The 26,104-nt window shown below is 63.9% G+C and carries 22 protein-coding genes and 3 tRNA genes; all 25 read left to right on the plus strand.

Features of this window, described 5'->3' with window-relative positions:
• Nucleotides 1–118 precede the first annotated feature (118 nt).
• Nucleotides 119–943 (plus strand): tRNA pseudouridine(38-40) synthase TruA, encoded by an 825-nt coding sequence (truA, locus tag M5C71_RS18890; RefSeq protein ID WP_177102600.1) that lies wholly within the window; start codon nucleotides 119–121, stop codon nucleotides 941–943.
• A gap of 63 nt (nucleotides 944–1,006) precedes the next feature.
• Entirely contained in the window at nucleotides 1,007–1,639 is a 633-nt protein-coding gene (locus M5C71_RS18895; protein WP_103497612.1) for a phosphoribosylanthranilate isomerase, read from the plus strand.
• 94 nt (nucleotides 1,640–1,733) lie between these two features.
• Entirely contained in the window at nucleotides 1,734–2,654 is a 921-nt protein-coding gene (gene accD, locus M5C71_RS18900; protein WP_100942980.1) for an acetyl-CoA carboxylase, carboxyltransferase subunit beta, read from the plus strand.
• A complete protein-coding gene (folC, locus tag M5C71_RS18905) occupies nucleotides 2,651–3,958 on the plus strand; it encodes a bifunctional tetrahydrofolate synthase/dihydrofolate synthase (RefSeq protein WP_248768476.1) in 1,308 nt (435 codons plus the stop codon). The genes accD and folC overlap by 4 nt, the downstream gene beginning before the upstream one ends.
• Entirely contained in the window at nucleotides 3,942–4,607 is a 666-nt protein-coding gene (locus M5C71_RS18910) for an SPOR domain-containing protein (RefSeq protein WP_177102315.1), read from the plus strand. Before folC ends, M5C71_RS18910 begins: the two co-directional genes overlap by 17 nt.
• A gap of 96 nt (nucleotides 4,608–4,703) precedes the next feature.
• Complete coding sequence (locus M5C71_RS18915) at nucleotides 4,704–5,261, plus strand: CvpA family protein (RefSeq protein WP_103497609.1); 558 nt, start codon at nucleotides 4,704–4,706, stop codon at nucleotides 5,259–5,261.
• A gap of 41 nt (nucleotides 5,262–5,302) precedes the next feature.
• Nucleotides 5,303–6,808: an amidophosphoribosyltransferase gene (gene purF, locus M5C71_RS18920; protein ID WP_100942976.1), complete on the plus strand. Its 1,506-nt coding sequence runs from the start codon at nucleotides 5,303–5,305 to the stop codon at nucleotides 6,806–6,808.
• Nucleotides 6,809–6,995: 187 nt separating this feature from the next.
• Complete coding sequence (locus M5C71_RS18925) at nucleotides 6,996–8,207, plus strand: O-succinylhomoserine sulfhydrylase (RefSeq protein ID WP_248768477.1); 1,212 nt, start codon at nucleotides 6,996–6,998, stop codon at nucleotides 8,205–8,207.
• Nucleotides 8,204–8,980: an SDR family oxidoreductase gene (locus tag M5C71_RS18930; protein WP_103497607.1), complete on the plus strand. Its 777-nt coding sequence runs from the start codon at nucleotides 8,204–8,206 to the stop codon at nucleotides 8,978–8,980. The genes M5C71_RS18925 and M5C71_RS18930 overlap by 4 nt, the downstream gene beginning before the upstream one ends.
• Nucleotides 8,981–9,194: 214 nt before the next feature.
• Nucleotides 9,195–9,270: transfer RNA gene (locus M5C71_RS18935), tRNA-Val, on the plus strand.
• Between the two features lie 57 nt (nucleotides 9,271–9,327).
• Nucleotides 9,328–9,404 (plus strand) — tRNA-Asp (locus tag M5C71_RS18940).
• 100 nt (nucleotides 9,405–9,504) lie between these two features.
• Nucleotides 9,505–9,581, plus strand: a tRNA-Asp gene (locus tag M5C71_RS18945).
• Between the two features lie 413 nt (nucleotides 9,582–9,994).
• Nucleotides 9,995–11,011 carry a type VI secretion system protein TssA gene (gene tssA / locus M5C71_RS18950; RefSeq protein ID WP_152737401.1) on the plus strand — a complete coding sequence of 339 codons (1,017 nt, stop codon included), beginning with the start codon at nucleotides 9,995–9,997 and terminating at the stop codon, nucleotides 11,009–11,011.
• Nucleotides 11,012–11,040: 29 nt separating this feature from the next.
• Complete coding sequence (tssB, locus tag M5C71_RS18955; RefSeq protein WP_103495071.1) at nucleotides 11,041–11,556, plus strand: type VI secretion system contractile sheath small subunit; 516 nt, start codon at nucleotides 11,041–11,043, stop codon at nucleotides 11,554–11,556.
• Between the two features lie 38 nt (nucleotides 11,557–11,594).
• The gene (gene tssC, locus M5C71_RS18960; protein ID WP_103495070.1) at nucleotides 11,595–13,085 is read left to right on the plus strand and encodes a type VI secretion system contractile sheath large subunit; all 1,491 of its coding nucleotides are present in this window, start codon (nucleotides 11,595–11,597) and stop codon (nucleotides 13,083–13,085) included.
• Nucleotides 13,086–13,160: 75 nt separating this feature from the next.
• Nucleotides 13,161–13,634 (plus strand): type VI secretion system tube protein Hcp, encoded by a 474-nt coding sequence (locus tag M5C71_RS18965; protein ID WP_103495069.1) that lies wholly within the window; start codon nucleotides 13,161–13,163, stop codon nucleotides 13,632–13,634.
• A 70-nt stretch (nucleotides 13,635–13,704) separates the two neighbouring features.
• Nucleotides 13,705–14,199: a GPW/gp25 family protein gene (locus M5C71_RS18970; protein ID WP_177102298.1), complete on the plus strand. Its 495-nt coding sequence runs from the start codon at nucleotides 13,705–13,707 to the stop codon at nucleotides 14,197–14,199.
• Complete coding sequence (gene tssF, locus M5C71_RS18975) at nucleotides 14,174–16,057, plus strand: type VI secretion system baseplate subunit TssF (RefSeq protein ID WP_248768478.1); 1,884 nt, start codon at nucleotides 14,174–14,176, stop codon at nucleotides 16,055–16,057. Before M5C71_RS18970 ends, tssF begins: the two co-directional genes overlap by 26 nt.
• Complete coding sequence (gene tssG / locus M5C71_RS18980) at nucleotides 16,042–17,043, plus strand: type VI secretion system baseplate subunit TssG (protein WP_248768479.1); 1,002 nt, start codon at nucleotides 16,042–16,044, stop codon at nucleotides 17,041–17,043. The genes tssF and tssG overlap by 16 nt, the downstream gene beginning before the upstream one ends.
• An 81-nt stretch (nucleotides 17,044–17,124) precedes the next feature.
• Nucleotides 17,125–17,514: a DUF4280 domain-containing protein gene (locus M5C71_RS18985; protein ID WP_103495067.1), complete on the plus strand. Its 390-nt coding sequence runs from the start codon at nucleotides 17,125–17,127 to the stop codon at nucleotides 17,512–17,514.
• Between the two features lie 16 nt (nucleotides 17,515–17,530).
• Entirely contained in the window at nucleotides 17,531–19,462 is a 1,932-nt protein-coding gene (tssI, locus tag M5C71_RS18990; RefSeq protein WP_248768480.1) for a type VI secretion system tip protein TssI/VgrG, read from the plus strand.
• The gene (gene tssJ, locus M5C71_RS18995) at nucleotides 19,449–19,955 is read left to right on the plus strand and encodes a type VI secretion system lipoprotein TssJ (protein WP_248768481.1); all 507 of its coding nucleotides are present in this window, start codon (nucleotides 19,449–19,451) and stop codon (nucleotides 19,953–19,955) included. Before tssI ends, tssJ begins: the two co-directional genes overlap by 14 nt.
• On the plus strand, nucleotides 19,948–21,285 hold the full coding sequence (tssK, locus tag M5C71_RS19000; protein WP_248768482.1) for a type VI secretion system baseplate subunit TssK: 1,338 nt from the start codon (nucleotides 19,948–19,950) through the stop codon (nucleotides 21,283–21,285). Before tssJ ends, tssK begins: the two co-directional genes overlap by 8 nt.
• Nucleotides 21,285–22,466, plus strand: coding sequence for a type IVB secretion system protein IcmH/DotU (icmH, locus tag M5C71_RS19005; RefSeq protein WP_248768483.1), 1,182 nt, complete (start codon nucleotides 21,285–21,287; stop codon nucleotides 22,464–22,466). Before tssK ends, icmH begins: the two co-directional genes overlap by 1 nt.
• A gap of 60 nt (nucleotides 22,467–22,526) precedes the next feature.
• On the plus strand, nucleotides 22,527–25,790 hold the full coding sequence (locus tag M5C71_RS19010) for an ImcF-related family protein (protein ID WP_248768484.1): 3,264 nt from the start codon (nucleotides 22,527–22,529) through the stop codon (nucleotides 25,788–25,790).
• The last annotated feature ends 314 nt before the right edge of the window (nucleotides 25,791–26,104 follow it).

A 26,104-nucleotide genomic window follows, 5' to 3' on the forward strand; every position in this document is an offset into this window, starting at 1 on the left:
GGGCCAACTAAAAGTCCCCGGTGCATGGCGTCTCGGCCGGCTGGCCTTATAATGCCCGCCTTTGCGTCAACCAGCAGGCTGTGAGTTCTTGGCAAATATAGATAATCCGGCCGCCGAAGTGGCGGCCGACGGCGTTTTCAGGATCGCCCTGGGCGTCGAGTACAAGGGCTCGCGCTATCGCGGCTGGCAGCGTCAGGCGTCCGGTGTGCCGACGGTGCAGCAGACCCTGGAAGAAGCGCTGTCGAAAGTGGCGGATTCGCCGGTTTCGCTGATGTGCGCCGGGCGCACCGATGCCGGCGTGCATGCCTGTGGCCAGGTGGTGCACTTCGATACCCAGGCCGAGCGTTCGCTGAAGGCCTGGGTCATGGGTGCCAATATCAATCTGCCCCATGACGTCAGCGTCAGTTGGGCGCAGGTGATGCCGGCGCACTTCCATGCGCGTTTCAAGGCCATCGCCCGGCGTTATCGCTACGTGATCTACAACGATCAGATCCGTCCGGCCCACCTGAACGAAGAGATCACCTGGAATCATCGCCCGCTGGATGTTGAGCGCATGGCCGAGGCCGCCCGTCACCTGATCGGCACCCATGATTTCAGCGCCTTCCGGGCCGGCCAGTGCCAGGCCAAGTCGCCGATCAAGGAAGTGCATCACCTGCGGGTCACCCGCCACGGCAAGATGATCGTCATCGATATCCGTGCCGGGGCCTTCCTGCATCATATGGTGCGCAATATCGCCGGGGTGCTGATGACCATCGGTGCCGGCGAGCGGCCGGTGGAGTGGGCCCGGGAAGTCCTGGAAAGCCGGGTCAGGCGTACCGGCGGCGTTACCGCCCATCCGTTCGGCCTTTACCTGGTACAGGTAGAGTATCGCGACGAGTTTGCCCTGCCGCAGCGTTACATCGGGCCGCACTTTCTCACCGGCTTCTCGGAACTTGACGGCTGACGCCCGGAAAAGCATTTGTTACCATCCGGGACTTTCTCGGAAAAGCACTCGGGGTTTTACGACATGTCCGCCGTTCGCAGCAAAATTTGCGGAATTACCCGCATTGAAGATGCGTTGGCCGCCGTCGATGCCGGGGCCGATGCCATTGGTTTTGTGTTCTACGCCAAAAGCCCGCGGGCGGTGACATTCCAGCAGGCACGGGCGATTATCGCCGCCTTGCCGCCGTTCGTGACCACCGTCGGCCTGTTCGTCAATGCCAGCCGTTGCGAGCTGGGGGAAATCCTCGATGCGGTGCCGCTGGACCTGTTGCAGTTCCATGGCGATGAAACCCGCGAGCAGTGCGAAGGTTATCACCGTCCCTATATAAAGGCCTTGCGGGTCAAGGCCGGTGACGACATCGCCGCGGCCTGTGACGCTTACCCGAGTGCCAGCGGGATTCTCCTCGATACCTATGTCGAAGGTGTTCCCGGGGGAACCGGCGCGGCGTTCGACTGGTCCCTGATACCAACGGGCCTGAGCAAGCCGATTATCCTCGCCGGCGGCCTGACCGTCGACAACGTGGCCGAGGCCATCGCCCGGGTCAAGCCCTATGCCGTGGATGTCAGCGGCGGGGTGGAGCAGGGCAAGGGCATCAAGGATCGTACAAAGATCGAAGCGTTCATACGCGCCGTACGCGGTTGCCGAGCGCCAATGTGACGGCTGGCAGCCTGCCGCCGTCCATGCATACCGCCGCAGAAAACAGGCGGGCCCGGTTGTTCGACGGGCCGAAAACGAATTGGAGAAAGACAGCATGAGCAACTGGTTAGTAGACAAACTGATCCCTTCGATCATGCGTTCCGAGGTGAAGAAAAGCTCGGTGCCTGAAGGTCTGTGGCACAAGTGCCCATCGTGCGATGCGGTGCTCTACCGTCCGGAACTGGAAAAGACCCTGGACGTCTGCCCCAAGTGCAACCACCACATGCGCATTGGCGCCCGTGCACGCATCGATATCTTCCTCGACGCCGAAGGTCGCGTTGAGTTGGGTGCCGACCTGGAGCCGGTGGACCGTCTGAAATTCCGTGACGGCAAGAAGTACAAGGACCGCTTGACCGCGGCCCAGAAGCAGACCGGCGAAAAAGATGCCCTGGTGTCCATGAGCGGCACCCTGCTGGGCATGCCGGTGGTGGTTTCCGCCTTCGAATTCTCGTTCATGGGTGGCTCCATGGGCGCCATCGTCGGCGAGCGTTTCGTACGTGCCGCCAACTACGCCCTGGAAAACCGTTGCCCGATGATCTGCTTCGCCGCTTCCGGCGGTGCGCGGATGCAGGAAGCACTGATTTCCCTGATGCAGATGGCCAAGACTTCGGCCGTGCTGGCGCGCCTGCGTGAAGAAGGCCTGCCGTTTATCTCGGTGCTGACCGACCCGGTCTACGGCGGTGTTTCCGCCAGCCTGGCCATGCTCGGCGACGTGATCGTCGGCGAACCCAAGGCGCTGATCGGCTTCGCCGGCCCACGGGTGATCGAGCAGACCGTTCGCGAGAAGCTGCCGGAAGGTTTCCAGCGTAGCGAATTCCTGCTGGAGCACGGTGCGATCGACATGATCATCGCCCGCCAGGAACTGCGTCCGCGCCTGGGTAACCTGCTGGCGCAGATGATGGGCCTGCCGACACCCGAATACATCGCCTTGCCTGTTGAGCCTGTCATTGTCCCACCGGTGCCTGCAAGCCTATGACCGAACGTACCCTGGGCGAGTGGCTCGCCTACCTGGAGCAATTGCACCCATCGGCCATCGACATGGGGCTGGAGCGCTCGCAAGAGGTAGCGAACCGCATGGGGCTGGGCAGGCCGGCGCCTCGGGTAGTCACCGTGACCGGCACCAATGGCAAGGGTTCGACCTGCGCCTTTGTTGCCTCGTTGCTGCAAGCGCAGGGGCTCAAGGTCGGCGTCTATAGCTCGCCACATCTGCTGCGTTACAACGAGCGCGTGCAGATCAACGGGGTCGAGGCGACGGACGCGCAGTTGTGCGAAGCCTTCGCCGCCCTCGATGCCGGGCGGGGCGAGACTTCCCTGACCTATTTCGAGATGGGCACCCTGGCCGCGCTCTGGCTGTTCGAGCGTGCGGCCCTGGATGTCGTGGTCCTGGAAGTCGGTCTTGGTGGGCGCCTGGATACGGTCAATGTGGTGGATGCCGACCTGGCGTTGGTGACCAGCATTGGTGTCGATCATGCCGAATACCTGGGCAACAGCCGTGAATCGGTGGCGTTCGAAAAGGCCGGGATCTTCCGCCCGGGCGCACCGGCGCTGTGTGGCGACCTGAATCCGCCGCAGCCGCTGCTGGACAAGGCCCGTGAGTTGGGTAGCCCGTTCTTCCTGCGTGGCCGGGACTTCGATCTTGGCCTCACCGATGCAAACTGGCAGTGGCGTGGCGTCGACCGCCAGGGCCGGGCGGTCGAGTTGCGCGATCTGCCGCTGCTTGGCCTGCCGATGGAGAACGCCGCCCTGGCCCTGCAGGCTTACCTGTTGATGGATCTGCCATGGCAGCCCGAGCGGATTGCCCAGGCGCTGCTGGATACCCGTATTGTCGGCCGGCTGGATCGGCGTAAGCTGACCTGGCAGGGCAAGTCCCTCAGCCTGATGCTGGATGTCGGGCACAATCCCCATGCCGCCGAATACCTGGCCGAGCGCCTGGCGCACAGTCCCTTGAAGGGGCGGCGTTTGGCGGTATTCGGGCTCTTGTCGGACAAGGACCTCGATGGGGTGGTTGCCCCGCTTGAGCGTCATATCCAGCACTGGGCGGTGACGCCCTTGCAGACGCCGCGCAGTCGCCCGGCGGCTGACCTGCAGGCCGCCTTGGCGGCCCGTGGTGCGTCGGTGAGCGTCTACGAAAGTGTCGCCGCTGCGCTGGAAGGGCAATGCGCCCAGGCCACGGCCGATGACGAAATTCTGTTGTTCGGATCGTTTTTTTGTGTTGCCGAGGCGCTGGAGTGGCTGGCCCGGCGCGCCACGGAGGAGGCTGCCAATGGCAATGCTGGATAAAGCGTACAAACAACGGATGGTCGGTGCCTTGGTGCTGGTGGCCTTGGCGGTGATCTTCCTGCCGATGCTGTTTTCCCGCCAGGACGAGCAGCGCCAGGTTCGGGTCGAAGCGCCGACCGCGCCCCAGGCCTCTGCGTTGCCCCAGGTCAAGGTCGAGCCGGTGCCGGTTCCCGAACCCCAGGCATTGCCCCCGGATTCGGTCCCGGCTGATGAGGAAGTCGAGGAAACGCCGGTGCCTCTCGCACCGGCACCGGCACCCAAGCCAGTGGCTCCGGTCGCGGCGGCCAAGCCCGTAGCCCCTGCGCCCGCCACCAAACCGGCTCCGGCCCCGGCGCAGACACCGGCCCAGGTGGTTGCAGTGGCGCCGGCCAAGCTCGATACCACGCAAAACCGCGTAGACCCCAACGGCCTGCCGATCAGCTGGTCGGTGCAACTGGCCAGCCTGTCCAGCCGTGACAGTGCTGAAAGCCTGCAAAAGACCCTGCGCAGCCAGGGTTATAACGCCTATATCCGTTCCTCCGATGGCAAGAACCGGGTCTTTGTCGGCCCGCTGATCGAGCGTGCCGAGGCCGATCGCCTGCGTGACCTGCTGGGTCGCCAGCAGAATCTGAAGGGTTTTGTCGTGCGTTTCCAACCGGAACGCGGTTAAGCCCGCGGCTTTGTATCGAAATGCTCTGACAATCGCCTTACCAGTGGGGCGGCGCTCTGCTAAAATGCGCCGCCTTATCCGTCTGTAGGCTGCACTGTGCCATTTACCTGGGTTGACTGGGCGATTATTGCGGTAATCGTCGTTTCTGCGTTGATCAGCTTGAGCCGTGGTTTCGTCAAGGAAGCCCTGTCCCTGCTCACCTGGATCATTGCAGGCGCGGTCGCCTGGATGTTCGGTGGCTCGTTGTCCGTGTACCTGACCGACTATATCCAGACACCTTCGGCACGCGTGATCGCGGGCTGTGCAATCATGTTCGTCGCCACCCTGCTGGTGGGCGCCATGGTCAACTATCTTATCGGCGAACTGGTTCGCGTCACCGGCCTGTCCGGGACCGATCGCTTCCTCGGCATGGCCTTCGGTGCCGCGCGTGGCGGGCTGCTGGTGGTGGTGGCCGTCGGGCTGCTGAGCCTGGGGCCGGTCCAACAGGATTCGTGGTGGCAGGGCTCCCAGCTCGTGCCAAAATTTCTATTGGTCGCCGACTGGTCCAAGAACCTCATCCTGGGGTGGAGCAGTCGGTGGTTAGCCAGCGGAATCAGCGTACCCGCTGACCTTCCGTTCAAGGAACATCTCTTGCCGGCCAAAACGCCTCAGTAAGAGCTGTTCAGTTCAGATTCATTAAGTAGGGGTTGCGTCGCATGTGTGGCATCGTCGGTATCGTCGGTAAGTCGAACGTCAATCAGGCGCTGTATGACGCGCTAACCGTGCTCCAGCACCGCGGCCAGGACGCTGCCGGTATCGTGACCAGCCATGACGGCCGGTTATTCCTGCGCAAGGACAACGGCCTGGTCCGCGATGTATTCCATCAGCGGCACATGCAGCGCCTGGTCGGACACATGGGCATCGGCCATGTGCGTTACCCGACCGCCGGCAGTTCGACTTCGGCTGAGGCCCAGCCGTTTTATGTCAACTCGCCGTACGGCATCACCCTGGCCCACAACGGTAACCTGACCAACGTCGAACAGTTGGCCAAGGAAATCTACGAGTCGGATCTGCGCCACGTCAACACCAACTCCGACTCGGAAGTGTTGCTCAACGTGTTCGCCCACGAGCTGGCCCAGCGCGGCAAGCTGCAACCGACCGAAGAAGACGTGTTCGCCGCGGTGACCGACGTGCACAACCGCTGCGTCGGTGGTTACGCGGTGGTGGCGATGGTGACCGGCTACGGTATCGTCGGTTTCCGCGACCCCCATGGCATCCGTCCGATCGTGTTCGGCCAGCGTCACACCGACGAAGGCGTCGAGTACATGATCGCCTCGGAGAGCGTGTCCCTGGACGTGCTCGGTTTCACCCTGATCCGCGACCTGGCACCGGGCGAAGCGGTGTACATCACCGAAGACGGCAAGCTGCACACCCGTCAATGCGCGACCAACCCGTCGTTGACCCCGTGCATCTTCGAACACGTCTACCTGGCGCGTCCTGATTCGATCATCGACGGCGTGTCGGTATACAAGGCGCGTCTGCGCATGGGCGAGAAGCTGGCGGAGAAGATCCTGCGCGAGCGTCCGCAGCATGACATCGACGTGGTCATCCCGATCCCGGACACCAGCCGTACCTCGGCCCTGGAGTTGGCGAACCACCTGGGCGTGAAGTTTCGCGAAGGCTTTGTGAAGAACCGCTATATCGGCCGGACCTTCATCATGCCGGGCCAGGCGGCCCGCAAGAAGTCCGTGCGGCAGAAGCTCAACGCCATCGAGCTGGAATTCCGTGGCAAGAACGTCATGCTGGTGGACGACTCCATCGTGCGCGGCACCACTTGCAAGCAGATCATCCAGATGGCCCGCGAAGCCGGCGCGAAAAACGTCTACTTCTGCTCGGCGGCCCCGGCGGTGCGCTACCCGAACGTCTACGGTATCGACATGCCGAGTGCCCATGAGCTGATCGCCCACAACCGCACGACCCAGGACGTGGCCGACCTGATCGGCGCCGACTGGCTGATCTACCAGGACCTGCCGGACCTGATCGAGGCCGTCGGTGGTGGCAAGATCAAGATCGAGAACTTCGATTGCGCGGTGTTCGACGGCAAGTACGTCACCGGCGACATCGACGAGCACTACCTGGCCAAGATCGAGCAGGCGCGTAACGATGCGTCCAAGGTCAAGACCCAGGCGGTCAGCGCGATCATCGACCTGTACAACAACTGAGTAAAAACCGGCTCTGGGGTGTGGCCGCGGTCCTGAAAACACCGCAACCCTGTAGGAGCCGGGCTTGCCCGCGAAGCTTCTGGCGGTCTCAAGGGCCCCTTCGCGGGCAAGCCCTGCTCCTACAGGGGTCGTGTCCCCCCTTAAAACCGGTTTTAATCTTCAAGAAAGTCGAACAAGGAGTGGCAGCATGAGTCAGGAATGGGATGCCGGTCGGTTGGACAGCGATCTCGAGGGCGTAGCCTTCGACACCCTGGCCGTCCGTGCCGGTCAGCACCGCACGCCGGAAGGCGAGCACGGCGACCCGATGTTCTTCACCTCCAGCTACGTGTTCCGCACCGCCGCCGATGCGGCGGCGCGTTTCGCCGGGGAAGTGCCGGGTAACGTCTACTCGCGCTACACCAACCCCACCGTGCGTTCCTTCGAAGAGCGCATCGCCGCCCTGGAAGGGGCCGAGCAGGCGGTTGCCACCGCCACCGGCATGGCCGCGATCATGGCCGTGGTCATGAGCCTGTGCAGTGCCGGCGACCATGTGCTGGTCTCGCGCAGTGTGTTCGGCTCCACCATCAGTCTGTTCGAGAAGTACTTCAAGCGCTTCGGTGTTGACGTCGACTACGTGCCCCTGGCCGACCTGTCGGGCTGGGACGCGGCGATCCGGCCGAATACCAAGCTGCTGTTCGTCGAATCGCCGTCCAATCCGCTGGCTGAACTGGTGGATATCGCCGCGTTGGCTGAAATCGCCCATGCCAAGGGTGCGATGCTGGTAGTGGACAACTGTTTCTGCACGCCGGCCCTGCAACAGCCTTTGAAGCTGGGCGCGGACATCGTCGTGCATTCGGCGACCAAGTTCATCGACGGCCAGGGTCGTTGCATGGGCGGCGTGGTTGCCGGGCGTGGCGAGCAGATGAAGGAAGTCGTCGGTTTCCTGCGCACCGCCGGGCCGACCCTCAGCCCGTTCAACGCCTGGATCTTCCTCAAGGGCCTGGAAACCCTGAACCTGCGCATGCGCGCCCACTGTGCCAATGCCCAGGCCCTGGCCGAATGGCTGGAGCAGCAGGACGGTATCGAGAAGGTCCATTACGCCGGCCTCAAGAGCCACCCGCAGCACGAACTGGCCCAGCGTCAGCAGCGCGGTTTCGGTGCGGTGGTGAGCTTCGAGGTCAAGGGCGGCAAAGAGGGCGCCTGGCGCTTTATCGACGCCACCCGACTGATCTCGATCACCGCCAACCTGGGTGATAGCAAGACCACCATCACCCACCCGAGCACCACTTCCCACGGCCGCCTGGCGCCGCAGGAACGTGAGGCCGCGGGGATTCGCGACAGCCTGATCCGTGTCGCCGTCGGCCTCGAAGACGTGGCCGACCTGCAAGCCGACCTGGCTCGCGGGTTGGCGGCCTTGTGATCGAGTGGTCCCTGGACACGGCCGTTGCCAATAACGGCCGTGTCGCCCTGGTGACGGGCGCGGCCCGTGGTATCGGCCTGGGGATCGCGGCGTGGTTGATCAGCGAAGGCTGGCAGGTGGTGCTCACCGACCTCGATCGTCGCCGTGGCGCCAAGGTGGCCCGGATCCTGGGCGAGAATGCCTGTTTCATCGGCATGGATGTGGCCGATGAAGCCCAGGTGGCCCAGGGCGTTGCCGAGGTATTGGGCCGTTTCGGCCGGATCGATGCCCTGGTGTGCAACGCGGCGATTGCCGACCCGCACAACATCACCCTTGAAAGTCTCGACCTGGCGCACTGGAATCGTGTGCTGGCGGTCAATCTCGGCGGGCCGATGTTGCTGGCCAAGCACTGCGCGCCTTATCTGCGTGCCCACTGCGGCGCGATCGTCAACCTGGCCTCTACCCGTGCGGCGCAGTCGGAACCCGACAGCGAGGCCTATGCGGCGAGCAAGGGCGGTCTATTGGCCCTGACTCACGCCCTGGCGATCAGCCTCGGGCCGGAGATCCGGGTCAATGCGGTCAGTCCGGGCTGGATCGATGCCCGCGATCCCTCGGTACGTCGGGCCGAGCCGTTGAGCGACGCCGACCATGCCCAACATCCGGCGGGAAGGGTAGGGACGGTCGAGGATGTGGCGGCGTTGGTGGCCTGGTTGCTGTCGAGGAATGCGGGGTTTGTCACCGGCCAGGAATTCGTGGTTGACGGTGGCATGAGCCGCAAGATGATCTACCGGTAGGAGCGAGCTTGCTCGCGATGGACGTCAACGATAACGCGGGAAGTCTGCTAGCCCGTAGTGTTCCGGCTACCATCGCGAGCGAGCTCGCTCCTACAGAGAGCAGGGCTTGATGGTCTTGCCTGTGACACGAATCTGTCTTTTTCTGAAAAACTTCAAGCAGGCTATTGACTTAGGTCCGCTACCTGCGTAAATTTCGCGGCCTCAACGAAGCAAAGGGTGATTAGCTCAGCTGGGAGAGCATCTGCCTTACAAGCAGAGGGTCGGCGGTTCGATCCCGTCATCACCCACCACTCGTTGAGCTTCTCGCAAGAGAATCGGATGTTCCGCAAGGAGCTTCCAACCGACGCGCAGCGGTAGTTCAGTCGGTTAGAATACCGGCCTGTCACGCCGGGGGTCGCGGGTTCGAGTCCCGTCCGCTGCGCCATATTTGTACAGGTCGCCTTGTGCGGTCTGCGATTGAAAGGCACCGAAGCTTTTCGATCACGGGTTTCAAGATTTCAAACGGACGCAAGTCCGAGCGATACGCAGCGGTAGTTCAGTCGGTTAGAATACCGGCCTGTCACGCCGGGGGTCGCGGGTTCGAGTCCCGTCCGCTGCGCCATACACCGCTTCAAGGCCCTTGAACTCCTTGAAGCAAAGAAAATGCCCCGGCTTGCCGGGGCTTTTTTTTGCCTTTTTTTTGCCCGCCACTGCCTGGGCTTCTTGTGCTGACTTGAAGTCGTCCCCTTCGATTCTCTTGTGACACGTTTTAAATACGCTGCGAATGTTTAAAAAAGTGTCATGAAAGTTCCTTCTTTGCTCTTCCTTTGAAAGTTGCAAACTTTCGTTATTTATTTCCTTTGCAACGGCACTTCGTGGTTATCCGATCTAGGACGATTCCTATGTTTTCGGCCCCCCCCTTTGACTAGAGTGAATCCACGCAGCGCCTGGCTTGCCGTGTGCGCAGGGCGCTGAGGTTTAACGTCTTTCACTTTGGTTTGGCGTGCCTGAAGGGCATTTTCATGGGGCTGGAATATGTCGATAAAAGAACTGATTCCTTATATTAATACCCTGCCAGACAGGCCCTGCGGTCCGAACTTGGAATACCGCGCGGACTTTATTCAACTGTTAGAAGAAATAGACGGCGGCAACGAAGTTCAATACGGCGATCATGTGTACCCCGCAACGCCGGTGGACTGGCAACGGGTACGCTCGCTGTGCCTGACGCTGCTGGAGGATGCTCTCGACCTGCGGGTGGCGGTTTGCCTGGCGCGGGCCTTGCTGGAATTGCACGGGCTGCCCGGCTTTGTCGATGGCTTGCGGCTGATCGACAGTCTGCTGCGTGAGCGCTGGGAGGATGTTCACCCGCAGCTCCTGGCCGAAGACGATCACGATCCGCTGATGCGCCTCAATACCCTTGCCGAGCTGGCGGTGCCCACCAGTGTGGTCCAGGTGCTCAAGCGTCAGCAGCTGGGCAATGCCATGGGCCTTGAACCGCTGCGTGTGACCGATCTGGCCTGCATCGCCGAGTCCGCCGAGGAGGAGGTCCGGACACAAGGACTGGCGCGTCTGGGTGCGCTGATCGAGTCCAAGGCCCGTGCTGAGCTGATCGAGAACCTGAGCTTGTTGAGGGCTCTGGTCGAACTGATCGCGCGGATCGGCGCTTGTCTGGAGGAAAAAATCGCGGCCCCCGGTATTTCGCCGCTGGACGGCCTCGGGCGGGCCCTGGACAAGTGGTGCCGCATCGCCGAAGAGCGTTGCGATGTCGTCTTGCCGCCGCCAGGCGATGATTTGCCCCAGGCCCTGGCCACCGATGTGACAAGTCGTGCTCCAGCCACCTGGAGCGGTGTCTGCCAGTCCCGTGAGGACGTAGTCCGCGCCCTGGATGCCATTTGCGCTTACTACGCCCAGCACGAACCTTCGAGCCCGGTGCCCTTGCTGGCGGCCAGGACGCGTCGGCTCGCCAGCATGAGTTTTCTCGAAGCGATCGCCGAACTGGTGCCAGGCAGCCTTGCCGACCTGCATGCGCTGGGCGGTATCACCGATGACTAACCTTTCCCTCCCTGCTCAGGTTTATCTGTATGTCCAGTAACAACAGCCAGAAATTCATTGGGCGCAACCGTGCGCCACGGGTCCAGATCGAATATGACGTCGAGTTGTACGGCGCCGAAAAGACCATCGAGATCCCCTTTGTCAACGGCGTGTTCGCCGATCTCTCGGGGGCCAACCGGGACGACCTGCCGCCGGTGGCCGAGCGCAAGTTCCTGGAAATCGATATCGACAATTTTGATGAGCGCATGGCCGCCATCGAACCCCAGGTGCGCATCAGTGTGCCCAACCAACTGACGGGGGAAGGGCAGATGGCGGTGTCGCTCGCCTTCAAGAGCATGGACGACTTCTCGCCCGGCGCCGTGGCCCGCAATGTCGAGCCGCTGCGTGAACTGCTGGAGGCGCGCAATCAACTGGCCAATCTGCTGACCTATATGGACGGCAAGAGTGGCGCCGAGCAACTGATGGCCAAGTTGCTGGAAAACCCGGCCCTGATGCAGTCGCTGCTGGCCCACGCCAAGCCGGCGGCCACCGAGTCCGAAGACTGATGCCTTCGATGATCGCTCCCTGAAACAGGTAAATATCCGTGTCCGCCACATCTCAGAATCAGTCCGGCATCGACCCGACGGCCGAGCTCTCGCCCAGTGAATTCAACGACCTGCTGCAACGCGAGTTCAAGCCCCGCGGCGAGCCGGTGCGCGAAGCCATTGAAAATGCGGTGCAGACCCTGGCCCAACAGGCGCTGCGCACGACCCACCTGATTGCCCACGACACCCTCGGCACCATCCAGGCCCTGATCGGTGAAATCGACGCCAAGTTGTCCGCGCAGGTCAATGACATCCTCCATCACCCGGATTTCCAGGCCGTCGAATCTGCCTGGCGCGGCCTCGACTACCTGGTGAGCAATACCGAGACCGACGAGAAACTCAAGATCCGTTTCCTCAACGTCGCCAAGGACGAAGTCGCCCGCGAGCTGAAGAAGTTCAAGGGCGCGGCCTGGGACCAGAGCCCGCTGTTCAAGAAAATCTACGAGCATGAGTACGGCCAACTGGGCGGTGAGCCCTTCGGTGTGCTGATCGCCGATTTCTATTTCGATAACAGCCCACCGGATGTGGAACTGTTGGCGTCACTGGCCAAGATTGCCGCCGCGGCCCATGCGCCCCTGATCAGCGCGGCGTCGCCGGCGGTGATGTTGATGGACTCCTGGCGCGAGGTCGCCAACCCCCGCGACCTGAGCAAGCTGTTCCTCACTCCCGAGCATGCCGCCTGGCGCAATCTGCGGCGCTCCGAGGATTCGCGCTATATCGGCCTGACCATGCCGCGTTTTCTCGGGCGTATTCCCTACGGCGCGCGTACCGCGCCAGTGGAGGAGTTCGCCTTCGAGGAGGTCACCGAAGGCCAGGCGCAGAACTACCTGTGGGCCAATGCAGCCTATGCCATGGGCATCAATATCAACCGCTCCTTCAAGGAGTACGGCTGGTGCTCGCGGATTCGCGGCATCGAGTCCGGCGGCGCCATCAGCGGGCTGCCAGTGCATACCTATCCGACCGAGGACGGCGGCGTCGACATGACCTGTCCGACCGAGGTCGCCATCAGTGACCGGCGCGAAGTGGAGTTGGCCAAGAACGGCTTCATGCCCCTGGTGCATTGCAAGAACAGCTCGCTGGCGGCGTTTATCGGCGCGCAGTCCTTGCACGCTCCCCAGGAATACGACGACCCCGACGCCACCGCCAATGCACAGTTGGCGGCGCGGTTGCCGTATCTGTTCGCCACCTGTCGTTTTGCCCATTACCTCAAGTGCATCGTGCGCGACAAGATCGGCTCCTTCAGTGAGCGCGAAGACATGGAGATCTGGCTCAACAATTGGATTGTCAAGTACGTCGAGCATAACCCGGCGACCGCCAGCGACGCCGACAAGGCGCGCAAGCCGCTGGCGGGTGCCGAAGTGGTGGTGCAGGAAGTGGAGGGCAGCCCGGGCTTTTACCAGGCCAAGTTCTTCCTGCGTCCCCACTATCAATTGGAAGGCCTGAGCGTATCCCTGCGACTGGTCTCCCGACTGCCCTCGGTCAAAGGCTGAGGGGTTCATGCCCGACCGGGGCCTTGTCCCCGGAAAGGTACTTAACCATTCAAATAAACAGATGTTGGAGTCCGCATGATTGTATTGAAATTCAAAACCGAGATTAAGGGGAACTGCCAGGAGAAGGATCACAAGGACTGGATCGTCATCGACTCCTGGGGGTTCAGCAGTGGTCGTTCCATCTCCATCGGCAATGACCGTGAGCCGAGTGTCGGGCATGTCACCGAGATAACCTTGAACAAAACCACTGACGTCGCTTCGCCTAATCTGTTTATCGAGTCGGTTAGCGGCAAGTCCCTGGACGAGGCGACCTTGCGCATCATCCAGACCAGCGGTAGTTCGACGGGCAAGAACGAACCCTACGTCGAGTTCACGCTGACGGCGCCGATCATCAGCAGCTACTCCATCAGCGGTAGCGGTGATCGCCCGAGCGAAACCATCCAGATTAGCTTCACCGCCATCAAGTACCAGTACAAGCACTTCGTTGATGGCAAGGCTGTCGCGACCCTTGCAAAGAGCTACGACCTGCTCAGCAACACGACCGTGTGATCGAACGCCGACGGCCCCCGCAGCATGCTGCGGGGGCCGTCGGCGCCGGGTTTTTTTCGGGAGGATTTTCATGAGCACTTCCATGACACCGCTGCTCGAACGTCTGCTGCGTCCCGCCAATCCTGGCGATGAGATGACCCGGCGCCGGGCGGGGGGCGGTGCGCAGCAAGAGCTGGAACACCTGTGCCGAGATTTGACGCTGCTGTTCAATGCCACCGGACTCGGGGCGATCTGCCCGTTGGGCAGCCAGCCCCATGTCACCCGTTCAGTGCTCAACTATGGCCTGGGCAACCTGGCGGGCGTGGTGCTGTCGAGCATCGATACGCAGAAGCTCGAGAGCCGCATCCGTGAAATCGTCCTGGATTTCGAACCGCGCATCCTGCGTTACAGCGTCGCGGTGCAACTGCTGCCGGTGACGTCCTGCAGTGCCAGCCTGAATTTTCTGATCGAGGGCGAGATCCGCGGCCTCGATGCGTTGCACGCCTTTCGCCTGGAGTCGGCCTGGAACACCGAAAGTGGTGAGGTGCGGGTCCGGCCCTATGGTCGACCGTCCACCCATGGATGAGCGGCTGCTGCGGCACTACGAGCGTGAATTGAGTTTCCTGCGTGAAGCCGGTGCCGAGTTCGCCGAGGACTACCCCAAGATCGCCGCCACCCTGGGGCTGCGCCCCGATGAGGTGACCGATCCGTCGGTGGAGCGTTTGCTGGAGGGGCTGAGTTTTCTCACTGCCCGGGTGCAACTGCAAATGGAAGCCGAGTTTCCGCGTTTCACCGAGAGCCTGCTGGAACTGGTGCAGCCGCAGCAGTTGCTGCCGGTGCCGTCCATGGCGGTACTGCAGCTTTCCCCGGACTTGCAGGAGGGCTCGCTGGCCTCGGGGTTCACCTTGCCGGCCGATAGCGTGGTGCGCTCCGTGGGTGAGGCGGGCGGGCAAGACCCGCGCTGCGAGTTTCGCAGCCTGCGCCCGGTGACGCTCTGGCCCCTGGTCCTGGACTCGGCCGAGTACCTGCCCAGCGCGGGACTGCTCAAGGGCTTGCCCGCCAGCGTCGTCAAGCAGGAAGGTGGTGCCTTGCGCCTGCGTCTGCGAACCACCGCCGGGGTGTCCTTCGATCAATTGGCACTGCAGGAGCTGACGCTGTTCCTGCGCGGCGATGGCTCGCTGCCGCTGGCTCTCCAGGAAGCCCTGTTGACCCGTGCCGAAGGTCTGTTCGTACGTTGCGGCGAAGGCGAGGGCGGATGGAGCCCGCGAATCGACCCCGAGCATATCCGGCAACCGCCTGCGCACCCGGTCTCCAGCCAGTATGCACGGTCGTTGAACAGTGACGCGGTGTGCGCGCAACTCAAGACCTTTCTCGCCTTCGCCGAGGGCGAGCGCTTTGTCAGCCTGGGTGGCCTGGGGCCGGCGTTGCGCGATTGTCCGGCGCGCAGCGTGGAGCTGGTGGTGGTGTTCGCGCCCCTGTCACAACCCTTGTCGGCGCTGCTCAATGCCAGCCACTTCGGGTTGTTCTGTGTACCGGTGATCAATCTGTTCAACAAGCGGGTCGAGCGAATCGTCGTCGATCCTTATCGGCATGACTTGCCCTTGGTGGTCGACAAGGCCCGGCCACTCGCCTACGAGATCCAGGAGGTGCTGGCGGTCCATGGCTATGCCGCCGGCTCCAAGGAACGCCAGGTCATCCTGCCGTTGTATGCCCCGCAACGGCTGGATGGAGACGAGCGTCGCCTGGCGGGGTTCTACCAGATGCAGCGCACCCCCAGTCGCGTTCCACAGCGTTTTGTCGACGGGCAGCGGCGTTATCGCGGTTGTGACGCCAGCCTGGTCGTGGCGCTGGAGGCGGATGCCGAGTTGCAGCGCCTGGCGGTGGACGTGCTGTGTTCCAACCGCGACCTGCCGTTGCGCCTGCCCCTGGGGGCCGGCAACACCGACTTCGTCCTCGACGTGGGCGCCCCGGTATTGGCGATCCGTTGTGTGGCCGGGCCTTCGCGACCGCTCCCCGCGCCGTCCCAGGGCGACCGGCAATGGCAGGTGGTGCGGCAGTTGTCGCGCAACTACCTGCCCCTGGCTCACCACGACGGGGCGGCCGGGGCCCGGGCCTTGCGCGAGTTGCTGGCGCATTACCTGCCCGAGGGTGATAGCAGCGGGCACAAGTTGCTGCAAGGCATCGTCTCGTTGCGCGCGCAGGTCGTCACCCGGCGTTTGCCCGGGGCCGGGCCGGTGGCGTTCGGTCGCGGGCTGAACCTGACCCTGGTCCTCGATGACGCCGCCTGCGAAGGCACCGGGACCTATCTGTTCGGCGCCGCGCTGGAGCGTTTTTTTGTGCGTTATGCCGCGCTCAATGCCTTTATGCAGACCGAGTTGCACAGTGTGAGCCGAGGCCCTATCAAGACCTGGCAGGCGAGGGCGGGTCAATGCATGATCTGGTAGCGCCACCGCCCGAGTTGGTCGAACAGCCCTGGCGCTACGATTTTTTTGCCGCGATGCGTTTGCTGGAACGCACTTACCCTGATGCGCCGCGCTGGGGGACGGCGCAGCGCCTGGGCGACGATCCGTTGCGTCTGGCGCAGCACGTCTCGCTGGCGTTCGAGCCGGCGATGATCGCCCAGCTGCGCCTGCGCGAGGGCCGTGCCGCGCTGCTGGCGGTGAACTTCTTCGGCCTGACGGGGGCGAACGGGCCGATGCCCCTGCATTTCAGCGAGGATGTGCTGTCGCGCCAGATCAACCATGGCGACAGTACCCTGGCGCACTTTCTCGATGTGTTTCACCACCGTCTGCTGAGCCTGCTTTATCGAAGCTGGGCGCGGGTGCGGCCGGTGGTCTGGGCCGATCGTCCGGCCGACGACCGTTTCGCCGACTATGTGTCGGCGTTCTCTCCGGGCCAGCCCCGCGCCTTGCCCAACGCCACGCGCTACTACGCGCCGCAGTTTATCGATCAGCGCCGCAGTGCCGCCGGTTTGCTGGCCCTGGTCCGGGATCTGCTGCGCCTGCCGGTGGCGCTCAGCAGCCTGGGCCGGCATCGGACTGTCCTGGCATCCGATGAACGCTTGCAGCTGGGTCGGCGGCGCGAGTCGGCGCGGCTGGGCGGGGCCGCGTTGCTGGGGCGCCGGCTGTGGAATATCCAGCACAGTTTCTGCCTGCACCTGGGGCCCTTGTCCTGGGCGGACTACCAGCACCTGCTGCCCGGCGGACGTTACTTCGAACCCTTGTGCCAACTGGTCGAATGTTATGTCGGACCGACCTTTCAATGGGATCTCGATGTGTGTCTGGAGGCAGGGCAGCGACCAGGCCTGCAACTGGGCGCGGGGCAGGGCCTGGGGCGGGCCTGCTGGTTGGGGCACAAGGGCGCGACGGCAGCGGGATGGCGCTTCGAACCTGCGCGCTTTCAGCGACCCGCACCGGGCCACGTCGGCTGATTTAGGAGTTATCCGATACCCCGCGGGGCACCCTTCACTGACACTGCGCGGGCTTTCCACGGATGTCTGTCTGGAGCACGCATGAATCAGCAAGTTGTAATGGGCGCCTTGCTTTCCTGTTCGTTTGGCGCCGCGCCGGCTCCCCTGGGTGTCCTGCCGCTGGGGCGGGTCAAGGTCGAAGGTCGGCTGGCGGCGAACATTCTCGATCATCAACCCATGGTCAATATTCCTGCCTTCGGCCTCTGCCGCAGCCCGGCCAACCCCCAGGTCGCGGCGGCGACGGCCGCCGCCATGGGCGTGCTGACGCCGATGCCCTGCGTGCCCGCCACGCTGACGCCCTGGCAGCCCGGTGCGATGCGAACACGGATTGCCAAGCTGCCGGCGCTGGACCACTGCTGCACCTGCCAGTGCAACTGGGGTGGTCAGATCAGCGTCAATGCCAGCGCCACCCTCAAGACCACGATTGCCTGAGCGAGCCCTTGTCACCATGTCCGAAAACACCTACCACCGTGTCCAGGTGCCTGGCGTCGATGCCACACTATTGCTGCTGGCGCTCACCGCCCAGGAGGGGTTGAGCCGGCTCGGCGAGTATGAGCTGACGCTCTCCTGTGCAGACGATGGCTTACAGGCCGATGACTTGCTCGGGCGACCCCTGGCACTGGGCCTGGGTGTCGAGGAAGGGCGGGGACGTTTCATCCAGGGTTATATCAGTGCCTTCAGCGCCATGGGGCGAGTCGGTCGCGATGCGCGCTACCGGGTTTCGCTCAGGCCTTGGTTATGGTTCCTGGCGCAGTCGCGGCGCCACCGGATTTTCCAGGACATGACCTTGAAGGAGGTGCTGGAGGACGTATTCAAGGACTATTCCGACTGTTTCGATTGGCGGGCCGAAGAATCTACGGAGCCGATGGAGTACTGCGTGCAGTTCGCTGAAAGCGACTTTGCTTTTTTCAGTCGTTTGCTGGAGGACGCGGGACTGTACTACTTCTTCGAAGACCAGGATGAGGTTCACCTGTTGGTCATCGTCGACTCCATGGGGATGCACAAGCCGGTGCAACACCTGCGTGAAATGAGTTATCGGCCCAACCTGGACAACAACCCGGGCATCATGCAGCGCTGGGAGTCCCGCGCCGAGCTGCGTCCTGGGTTGTTCAGCCTGGTGGACTTCGATTTCTCCAAGGCCAGTAACCGTGAAGCCAGCGTTCTCTCGGTCAGCCACGCGAGCGCGGCGACGTCGCGCCATGGTGATTATCGCCAGGAAGGTTTTCCGGGGCGCTTCAAGGGACGCCGGTCCGGCGAAGCCCTGGCACGGATTCAGCTCGAAGCCGCGCAGGTCTGCCAGCAGTCGCGATGGGGTGTCAGCCAGTCGCCTTACCTGGTGCCCGGTCAGTGTTTCAGCCTGGTCGATCATCCTCGAACCGAGCAGAACGGCGATTACCTGATTGTTGCCGCGACCTTGCAGTTCGATGAAGGGGCTGGGTTACGCTGCGAAGTCGAGGCGATCCCGACCACCCAGGTGTTTCGCGCGCCGATCCAGACACCGCGTCCGCTGATCGCCGGACCACAGACGGCCTTTGTGGTCGGTAAGGAAGGCGATCCGATCTGGGTCGACGAGTACGGTCGGATCAAGGTGCAGTTTCACTGGGACAGCAGCGGGCGACGCAACGAGACGTGTTCCTGCTGGGTCCGGGTCGCCCAGCCGATAGCCGGCAAGCGTTGGGGGGCGCTGTTCGTGCCGCGGGTCGGGCAGGAGGTGGTGGTGGAGTTCCTCGGCGGCGACCCCGACCGGCCCCTGGTCACCGCCGGGCTCTATAACGCCGGTCACCGGCCACCCTGGGAGCTGCCGGCCCAGGCGGCCCGCAGTGGTCTCAAATCACAGTCCCTGGGCGAGCAGGATGTCTACAACGAGTTGCGCTTCGACGACAGGAAGGGCCACGAGCAACTGCTGATCCATGCCGGACGCAATCAGGACCTGACGGTGCGTAACGATGCGTTCGCCAGCATTGGCAACGACTGGCACCTGACGGTGGGCGCCAATCAGTTTCTCAAGGTCGAGGATGACCTTCATGAGTCCGTGGGCGGCCGGCGCAACACTCGGGTCGACGCCGATCAATCGCTGGATATCGGTGGCGATAGCCATTGTCGGATTGCCGGCCAATGGCAGTCGAGCGCTACCGATATGGATTTCAAGGCCAACGGCAAGCTGGTGCTGGAAGCCGGCAAGAGCCTGACCCTCAAGGTCGGTGCCAGTACCCTGGTACTCAGCGCCGCGGGTGTGGCGATCAACGGCAAGACCGTGACCCTCGACGGTACCGCCTCGGTCGACATCAATGGCGGCGCCGCCGCGGCCACCACCTCGGCCAAGGCGGCGGCACCTGCGAAGGCCAAACAGCCCAAGGAGGCCGACGATGGTCGCGATTAAGCCGGTGTTTCGACGCGCCCTGTGCCTGCTGCTGGTGTCGACGCTCCCGGGCTGTGCCTGGTTCTGGTCGGACGAACCGCCGCCTGAACCGCGTATCGAGTTGTCCCTGGAAGCGGCACTGGACAGCAATCCCGACCTGCATGGGCGGCCGTCTCCGGTGATCGTCAGGCTGCTGCAACTGGCGGACAGCAAGCGCCTGGAACAGGTCGAGCTGTTCCAGTCCGAAGCCGCGGCCGAGCAGGCGCTGGGCCGTGATCTGCTGCGCCAGGAATCGTTGCTGCTGCGCCCGGGCCAGCAGCAGGAGCAGAACTTTCTTCCCGTGCCCGGCACCCGCTTTATCGCGCTGGTGGCCGAGTACCGCAATATCGACCATGCCCAGTGGTGGGCCTGGGCCGAAATCGACCCGACGCGCCCCTCGCGGCTGAGGGCCCAGATCGCTCGCCAGCGCGTGGCGTTGACGTCGGCGCCGGCAGAGGAGAACGTCGATGAGTAGTCACGACGGCGTCGTCTGGTCCGAAGGCATGTTTCTGCTGCCGCAACACTTCCAGCAGCAAGAGCGCCATCACCGGGCCCGGCTGGCGCAGGTCCTGCGCGCCGTGCAACCCCATGGCTGGGGCTTTGCCACACTGAAAATCGATGCCGCGCAGTTGGCGCTGGGCACCCTGGCCCTGAGCGCCTGCGAAGGGATCATGCCCGATGGCAGTCCCTTCGCCCTGACGGACGAGGAACTGGTCCGGCTGCGCTATCCGGTGGCCGACGGCGAGCGTGACGTGCAGTTGGTGCTGGCCCTGGCCCTCAATCGCCCTGGGGCGGCGGACACCGAAACCGCCCCTGGAGACGACAGCCTGGCCCGTTACCGGATCAGTGAAGTCCTGGTGGCCGACGCCAATACCGAGGGCGGCGAGCCGGCCTGTTTGCAGGTCTGTCGTCTGAACCTGAAGCTGGCGCGGGAGGCGGATGTCGCCGCCTCCCATGTCTTTTTGCGGGTGGCCCGGGTGGTGGAGCGCACGGCCGCCGGCCTGGTGGTGCTCGACCGGCAACAGGTGGCACCGTTACTGGCCTGGCGTAGTTCGCCGGTGTTGGCGCGCTCCGTCGACGAACTGATCGCCCGCGCCCGCCAACGCGGTGTGGCCCTGGCCGGCGGGTTGGGCCAGGGCGGGCTCGGCGGGATGACCGAGATCCAGCAGTACGTGATGCTGCAGAGCGTCAATCGCGCCGAAAGTTTGCTGATGCACCTGGCCAGCCAGCCGGCGCTGCACCCCGAGTTGCTATACCGCGAGTTGGTGCGGCTGGCCGGCGAACTGGCGATTTTCGGCCAGGAGCGCAAGCGCCCCAGGGCGTATCCGCCGTACCGCCATGACCGCCTGGGCGAGAGCTTTGTGCCGTTGATCCAGGACCTGTTGCAGGCGTTGAGTGCGGTGGCCGGTGCCGACGTGGTCGCCCTGGCGCTCAAGAGCGGTGCCTTTGGTTTCCGTTTTGCCCAGGTGCCGGATATCAACCTGTATCAATCGGCGCGTTTTATTCTCGCGGTGCGTGCGCAGGTGCCCGACGAGGAACTGCGCAAAAGTTTCCCCAGCCGCTTGAAGATCGGTCCGGCCGAGCGCCTGCACGACCTGGTGAACCTGCAATTGCCGGGGCTGGCGATCCAGGTGTTGCCGACGGCGCCCAGGGAGCTGCCTTACTACCCCGGCTTCAGCTATTTCCAGCTGTCGAACGACCATCCCTTGTGGGCTGATCTGGTGGACACCAGCGGCTTCGGCCTGCATGTGGCCGGTTCGTTTCCGGGACTGCAACTGGCGTTCTGGGCCATCAGGGAGGCGTGATGGCGTTTGCCAGAACGGCTCGCGGATCGCGCAAAAACGTCCGCGAGCGTGTCCAGGCCGGGCCGGCGGTTGCCGATGAAAACCTCTGCGTGCTGGCTGACGACCTGCTGCATGAGGTGGTGGTGTTCCAGCGCCTGAAGCGCCAGCCCGACCTGCCGGCGCTGCGTTTGCGCCTGATCGCCCGGCTGCGGACCTTCCAGCAGCAGGCCCTGGCTTGCGGTATCGAATCACGCATCGTGTTGCGTGCCCGTTATGCCCTGTGCACCTTGCTCGATGAAATCATCGCCAGCAGCGAATGGGCCCGGGGCGCCTGGTCACGGCACAGCCTGCTGATGACTTTTCATCAGGAAGCCGAAGGCGGCGAAGGCTTCTTCGCCTATCTGGACGAGGCGCAGCTCAAGCCGGTGGAGCACCTGGCGCTGCTCGAACTGATGTACCTGTGTCTGGCCCTGGGCCTGGAGGGCCGTTATCGAATCGAACGCGAAGGCCGTTCGATCCTGATCCTCAAACGTGCCCGACTCTACGAAACCCTGCGCCTGCACCGCGAGCGTTATCCGCGTCCGTCGCCGAAAACCGCGCTGCCGAGCCGCTGGCCACGGCGTGCGCTGCGCTGGACCTTGGGCGGCCTGCTGGTGTTGCTGATCGGCCTTGCCGTCGCGGGTGCCTATGACTTGCAGGTGCGTTCCGCCCAGCAGTGGCTTGGGTTGTCGCGGCTGTCGTCAGCCGTGGCGGCACTCCCGCCTGTGCCGGCAGCCCTGCCCACGCTGGCTGAACGCCTGGCCGAGGATATCCGCGCCGGACGCCTGACGTTGCAGGAGGAGGCCGGCGCCGTGCGGCTGTTGCTCGGTACCAGGCAATTGTTTGCTCCAGGCGGCAGCGTGATCGCGCCAGAAAATCGAGCCACCTTGCAGCGTACTGCCACGGTGCTGGCGGATTGGCCGGGGCGTATCCGGATCATCGGCCACAGTGACGACACACCGGTGGGCAAGGGCCGGGTCTCCAACCAGCAGCTCTCGCTGCGGCGCGCCCGCGCGGTGTTGGTCGAGATGTTCGGCGCGGCGGCCGACCCCGGGCGTGTCCAGGCCCTGGGGCGTGGTGCCAGTGAACCACGGGTGCCGAATGACAGCGCGGACAACCGGGCGCGCAATCGTCGGGTGGAGATTGTGCTCGAACCGCTGTGACCGCCAGCGCCCCGCCAGGGAGCGCGTCACCCCATTTGCCCTCGCCGGATGACTGCCACCATGCTCTTGAGATTGCTGAAAAACCTGTTGCGGGCGCTGCCGCTGGTGGGGGGACTTTATCTGTTGACCCTGCTGGTCCGCGATCATGGTCCGCGCTTGTCCATCGATGGTGTTGCGCCGCTGGCCCAGGACTGGCAGCAGTGGCTGTTGCTGGGCCCCTTGTACCTTGGGGGGCTGATTTTTTTCGGGTGGGCCCGGCGACGGCGCAAGCGTCGGGAGTTGCTCCGCGCCGAGGCGGCGCAGTCGGCGTTGCAGGAACTCAATCCTCCTGGCACCCGGGAACGGCGCTTGCGCGAGCGGTTGGAGCACTGGCGCCTGGAAAGCCAGGCCAACGCCAGCGGCCCGGTGTTCCTGCTGTTGGGGGCGACCGGTGCCGGCAAGCGCAGTCTGATGGGAGAGAAGGGCCGTCGCGCACCCACGGGCGACGAGTTGCCGCATGATGATTTGCACTCGGGGCGTATCGGCGCTTTTTCCGTCATGGCCGTGAGCGCCGCGTTGCTGACCCAGGCCGATCCTGACGGCAAAGGGTTATGGCGTTGCCTGCTCGATGAACTGAGCCGCTCGCATCGTCACGGCTTGGGGGTTGCGGGAGCGGTGCTGGTGCTCAATGCGGTGCATCTGTTGCGTCTGGCGCCCGCCGCCCGCGATGCCCAGGCGTTGATCCTGCGGGCGCGCCTGGAAGAGCTGGGCGCCCGGTTCGGTCAGGGCTTGCCGGTGCAGGTGATCGTCACCCACTGTGATCGCTTGCCGGGATTCGAGCCGTCGTTGCTGGCCTTGCCGGCCGAGGAACGAGACCTGGCGCTGGCCTTTGCCCATGGGCGCAATCGGCAGAACCTGTCGGGGCTGGCCGAGCGCCTTGTCCGCGCCTTCGCGGCGGTGCAAGACACAATACCCGAGCGTTTGCAGAGAGAGACACAGACCGCTGCGCGGGTTCAACTCTACGGTTTCCCGCGCTTGTGGCGACAGTTCGGCGAGGTCTTGCAGCCTTATCTGCAAACGGCGTTTTTCGAGCAGCCGCGGGTTGCGCAGGCCCATCTGCAATCGCTGCATTGCAGCGGCCACTTGCGGTTCGAACCGGGCACCCGGGCTGCCAGCCAACGCTTGGTCCGTTGTCTGCAGCAGAGTCGACGTCACGGGCGCTGGCGGGGATTCTTGTCGCGGGGGGCGGGTGGGGCGCGCTGGTTGCTGGTCTTCGGCGCGGCGGCCCTGGTCATTCTGTTGGCAACGCTGCTCGGCAACGGTTACTGGCAGCAGGCCCGGCAGTTGCAGTGGCTGACCGAGCAACAAGTTTTGCTTGAGCAGTTACCGGCCAGCGCTACCGGAGCGAGTGTGACGCCGACGCTGCTCGAACGCCTGGCGCACTTCAGGAACCTAGCCTATCCACCCTCGGGCGCCGGGTTGTGGCCCGGCTTCTGGTTGAGCGAGTATCGCCGCTTGCTGGGCCAGACCCGTAGCCTTTACCAGCGGGCGTTACTCGAAGAATTGCTGCCTGGCGTTGTGCAAAGCTTGCAGTATTCCCCGTTGAACGAGCCGTATAGCGAGCGCCAGGAGCGTCTGCGCTTTTACCTGATGCTGGGCGGCCAGGGCCGCTTCGAATCGGCGGCCTTCGACGACTGGCTGTTGGCCCGGGTGCGGGGCGATCTCGGTCAGTCGCTGGCCCCGGAGCAACGCGAGCAATTGCAGGTTCATGCCCGGGCACTGATACCGCTGCTGGCGACGGGGCCGGTGCTGAGCGTCGATCCGCAGTGGGTCGAGCGGGAGCGTCGACAACTGCGTAGCGAGCCGCAACAACAGCGTTTGTACGCTCGACTGAGCGCGATGTTGGCCAGTGCCGACGCGGAGGATTTCAGTGTCGTCGCGGTCAGCGGCAGCGAGGGGCTGCTGAGTCTTGCCCGGCGTAGCGGCGAGCCCTTGAACCGAGGTGTTCCCGCACGCTTCAGCCCCAAGGGCTATGAACAACTGCGGATCCGCCTGCCGCTACTGGTGGCCGAGGTGCTCAAGGATGAAGACTGGGTCATGGGCGAGGGGCTGCGGCTGGACGCACTGACCTTGCACAACGAAGTGTCGGCGCTTTATGCACAGGACTATATCCGTCACTGGGAAAACTTCTTTGCCGACTTGCAACTGGTTGGCCTCGACCAGCCCGAATCCCTGGCCCTCAGGCTCGAGCGGTTGTCGCGGGCCGACTCGGCGCTGTTCAGTCTGCTGCGCGCGGCAGGGCGTGAAACCCGCCTGGAGATCCCCGAGGTTCCCCAGCGTCTGGTCGACAGAGCGCGTCAGCAAGTGTCGTCACTGGCCTCCGGTTTCTCCTCGGAGGTGGCCAAGGCGCTGCCTGCCACGATTGCCGCCGAGGAGCACCCGGTCAACCGGCACTTTGCGCTGCTGCAACAGCTGACCGAAGGCAGCGCCGCCGGGCTTGAGGCATTGCGCGAAGCCCTGGCCCAGGCGGCGGTTTACCTCCAGGCCCGCGAGCAAGCCTTGGCGATGGGCTTGCCGAGCCCGCCGGTGGATGCCCTGGAGCAGCTGAGACGGCAGATCGACAGCCTGCCGCCGCTGCTGCATCCGCTGTTCGCCGATATCGTCAGTGTCGGCCGGCAACATCTGCATCAGAAGACGGTGGCGACGGTCGGTGCCAACCTGAACCTGCAACTGGGCCCCGAATGCTCGCGGCTGCTCGCCCAGCGCTATCCCTTTGACCGGCAGGCCCGGGAGCAGCTATCGCTGGCGGACTTCAACCGCTTGTTCGCACCTGCCGGGTTGCTGCAGGATTTCCAGCGCAGCCATCCGGACGTCACGCTACTGGAGGGCAAAGTGGCGGCGCAGTTCCGACGTGCGGAGCAGATTCGCCGGGCGTTCTTCCCGGCTGCGTCCGACGTTGCACGGGTCGATTTCGAGCTCAGTCCCGTGTCCATGGATGAAAGCATCGCCCAGGTGCGCCTGACCCTGGACGAGTTGCAGCTCAGCTATGCCCACGGTCCGATCCGTCCCAGCCTGTTCACCTGGCCGACCCGGGCCCTGGGCAGCCAGTTGAGGATGGTGGTCACGCTGATCGACGGTCGGACCCTGGTGCGCTCGGCCGAAGGGCCCTGGGCCTGGTTCCGCTTTATGGAACAGGGGCGCCTGGTGCCGGCGCCGAGCGGAGAAGGTTACTGGTTGACCCTGGGCTTCGAGGACGTCGAGGTGGTGCTGCAATTGCGCAGCGCCAGCCTTGACCATCCCTTCGGCCGCAAGATCCTCAGCGATTTCCGATGCCCATCGACGTAGCGACTGTCGGTATTTGGCCTGTCCTGCACCATGAAGGTCGGTTTCGTAATGGGCCCGTGGAAATATCCTATGTCGGATGCGCCGACGACTGTTTAGCATGACCTCCCATAGCCCACGCCAGAGGCGCCGATCGTCATCGTGGCGCGGCTGGCCGGGTGGGAGTCTGGCGCAGGGTGAGGGGCCCTGCGGATCAGGGGATGTATCGGTTGGGCAGGATGCCATGGTGAAGGGGTGGCGGTCCGCACAACGATTTTGCGTCGGTCGGACCTGGCCACTGCCGAGTCAGTTTTTCATTGGCAGCAGTGCAGGAGAGT

The sequence above is a fragment of the Pseudomonas sp. MWU12-2345 genome, from assembly GCF_023242385.1.
In the GTDB taxonomy this organism is placed as follows: domain Bacteria; phylum Pseudomonadota; class Gammaproteobacteria; order Pseudomonadales; family Pseudomonadaceae; genus Aquipseudomonas; species Aquipseudomonas gingeri_D.

Bases quoted from the DNA above. Each gene is read 5' to 3' on its own strand.
- M5C71_RS18895 (WP_103497612.1), top strand. From the start codon at position 1,007: ATGTCCGCCGTTCGCAGCAAAATTTGCGGAATTACCCGCATTGAAGAT.
- accD (WP_100942980.1), top strand. From the start codon at position 1,734: ATGAGCAACTGGTTAGTAGACAAACTGATCCCTTCGATCATGCGTTCC.
- folC (WP_248768476.1), top strand. From the start codon at position 2,651: ATGACCGAACGTACCCTGGGCGAGTGGCTCGCCTACCTGGAGCAATTG.
- M5C71_RS18910 (WP_177102315.1), top strand. From the start codon at position 3,942: ATGGCAATGCTGGATAAAGCGTACAAACAACGGATGGTCGGTGCCTTG.
- purF (WP_100942976.1), top strand. From the start codon at position 5,303: ATGTGTGGCATCGTCGGTATCGTCGGTAAGTCGAACGTCAATCAGGCG.
- M5C71_RS18925 (WP_248768477.1), top strand. From the start codon at position 6,996: ATGAGTCAGGAATGGGATGCCGGTCGGTTGGACAGCGATCTCGAGGGC.
- tssA (WP_152737401.1), top strand. From the start codon at position 9,995: ATGTCGATAAAAGAACTGATTCCTTATATTAATACCCTGCCAGACAGG.
- tssB (WP_103495071.1), top strand. From the start codon at position 11,041: ATGTCCAGTAACAACAGCCAGAAATTCATTGGGCGCAACCGTGCGCCA.
- M5C71_RS18965 (WP_103495069.1), top strand. From the start codon at position 13,161: ATGATTGTATTGAAATTCAAAACCGAGATTAAGGGGAACTGCCAGGAG.
- M5C71_RS18970 (WP_177102298.1), top strand. From the start codon at position 13,705: ATGAGCACTTCCATGACACCGCTGCTCGAACGTCTGCTGCGTCCCGCC.
- tssF (WP_248768478.1), top strand. From the start codon at position 14,174: ATGGTCGACCGTCCACCCATGGATGAGCGGCTGCTGCGGCACTACGAG.
- tssG (WP_248768479.1), top strand. From the start codon at position 16,042: ATGCATGATCTGGTAGCGCCACCGCCCGAGTTGGTCGAACAGCCCTGG.
- M5C71_RS18985 (WP_103495067.1), top strand. From the start codon at position 17,125: ATGAATCAGCAAGTTGTAATGGGCGCCTTGCTTTCCTGTTCGTTTGGC.
- tssI (WP_248768480.1), top strand. From the start codon at position 17,531: ATGTCCGAAAACACCTACCACCGTGTCCAGGTGCCTGGCGTCGATGCC.
- tssJ (WP_248768481.1), top strand. From the start codon at position 19,449: ATGGTCGCGATTAAGCCGGTGTTTCGACGCGCCCTGTGCCTGCTGCTG.
- tssK (WP_248768482.1), top strand. From the start codon at position 19,948: ATGAGTAGTCACGACGGCGTCGTCTGGTCCGAAGGCATGTTTCTGCTG.
- icmH (WP_248768483.1), top strand. From the start codon at position 21,285: ATGGCGTTTGCCAGAACGGCTCGCGGATCGCGCAAAAACGTCCGCGAG.
- M5C71_RS19010 (WP_248768484.1), top strand. From the start codon at position 22,527: ATGCTCTTGAGATTGCTGAAAAACCTGTTGCGGGCGCTGCCGCTGGTG.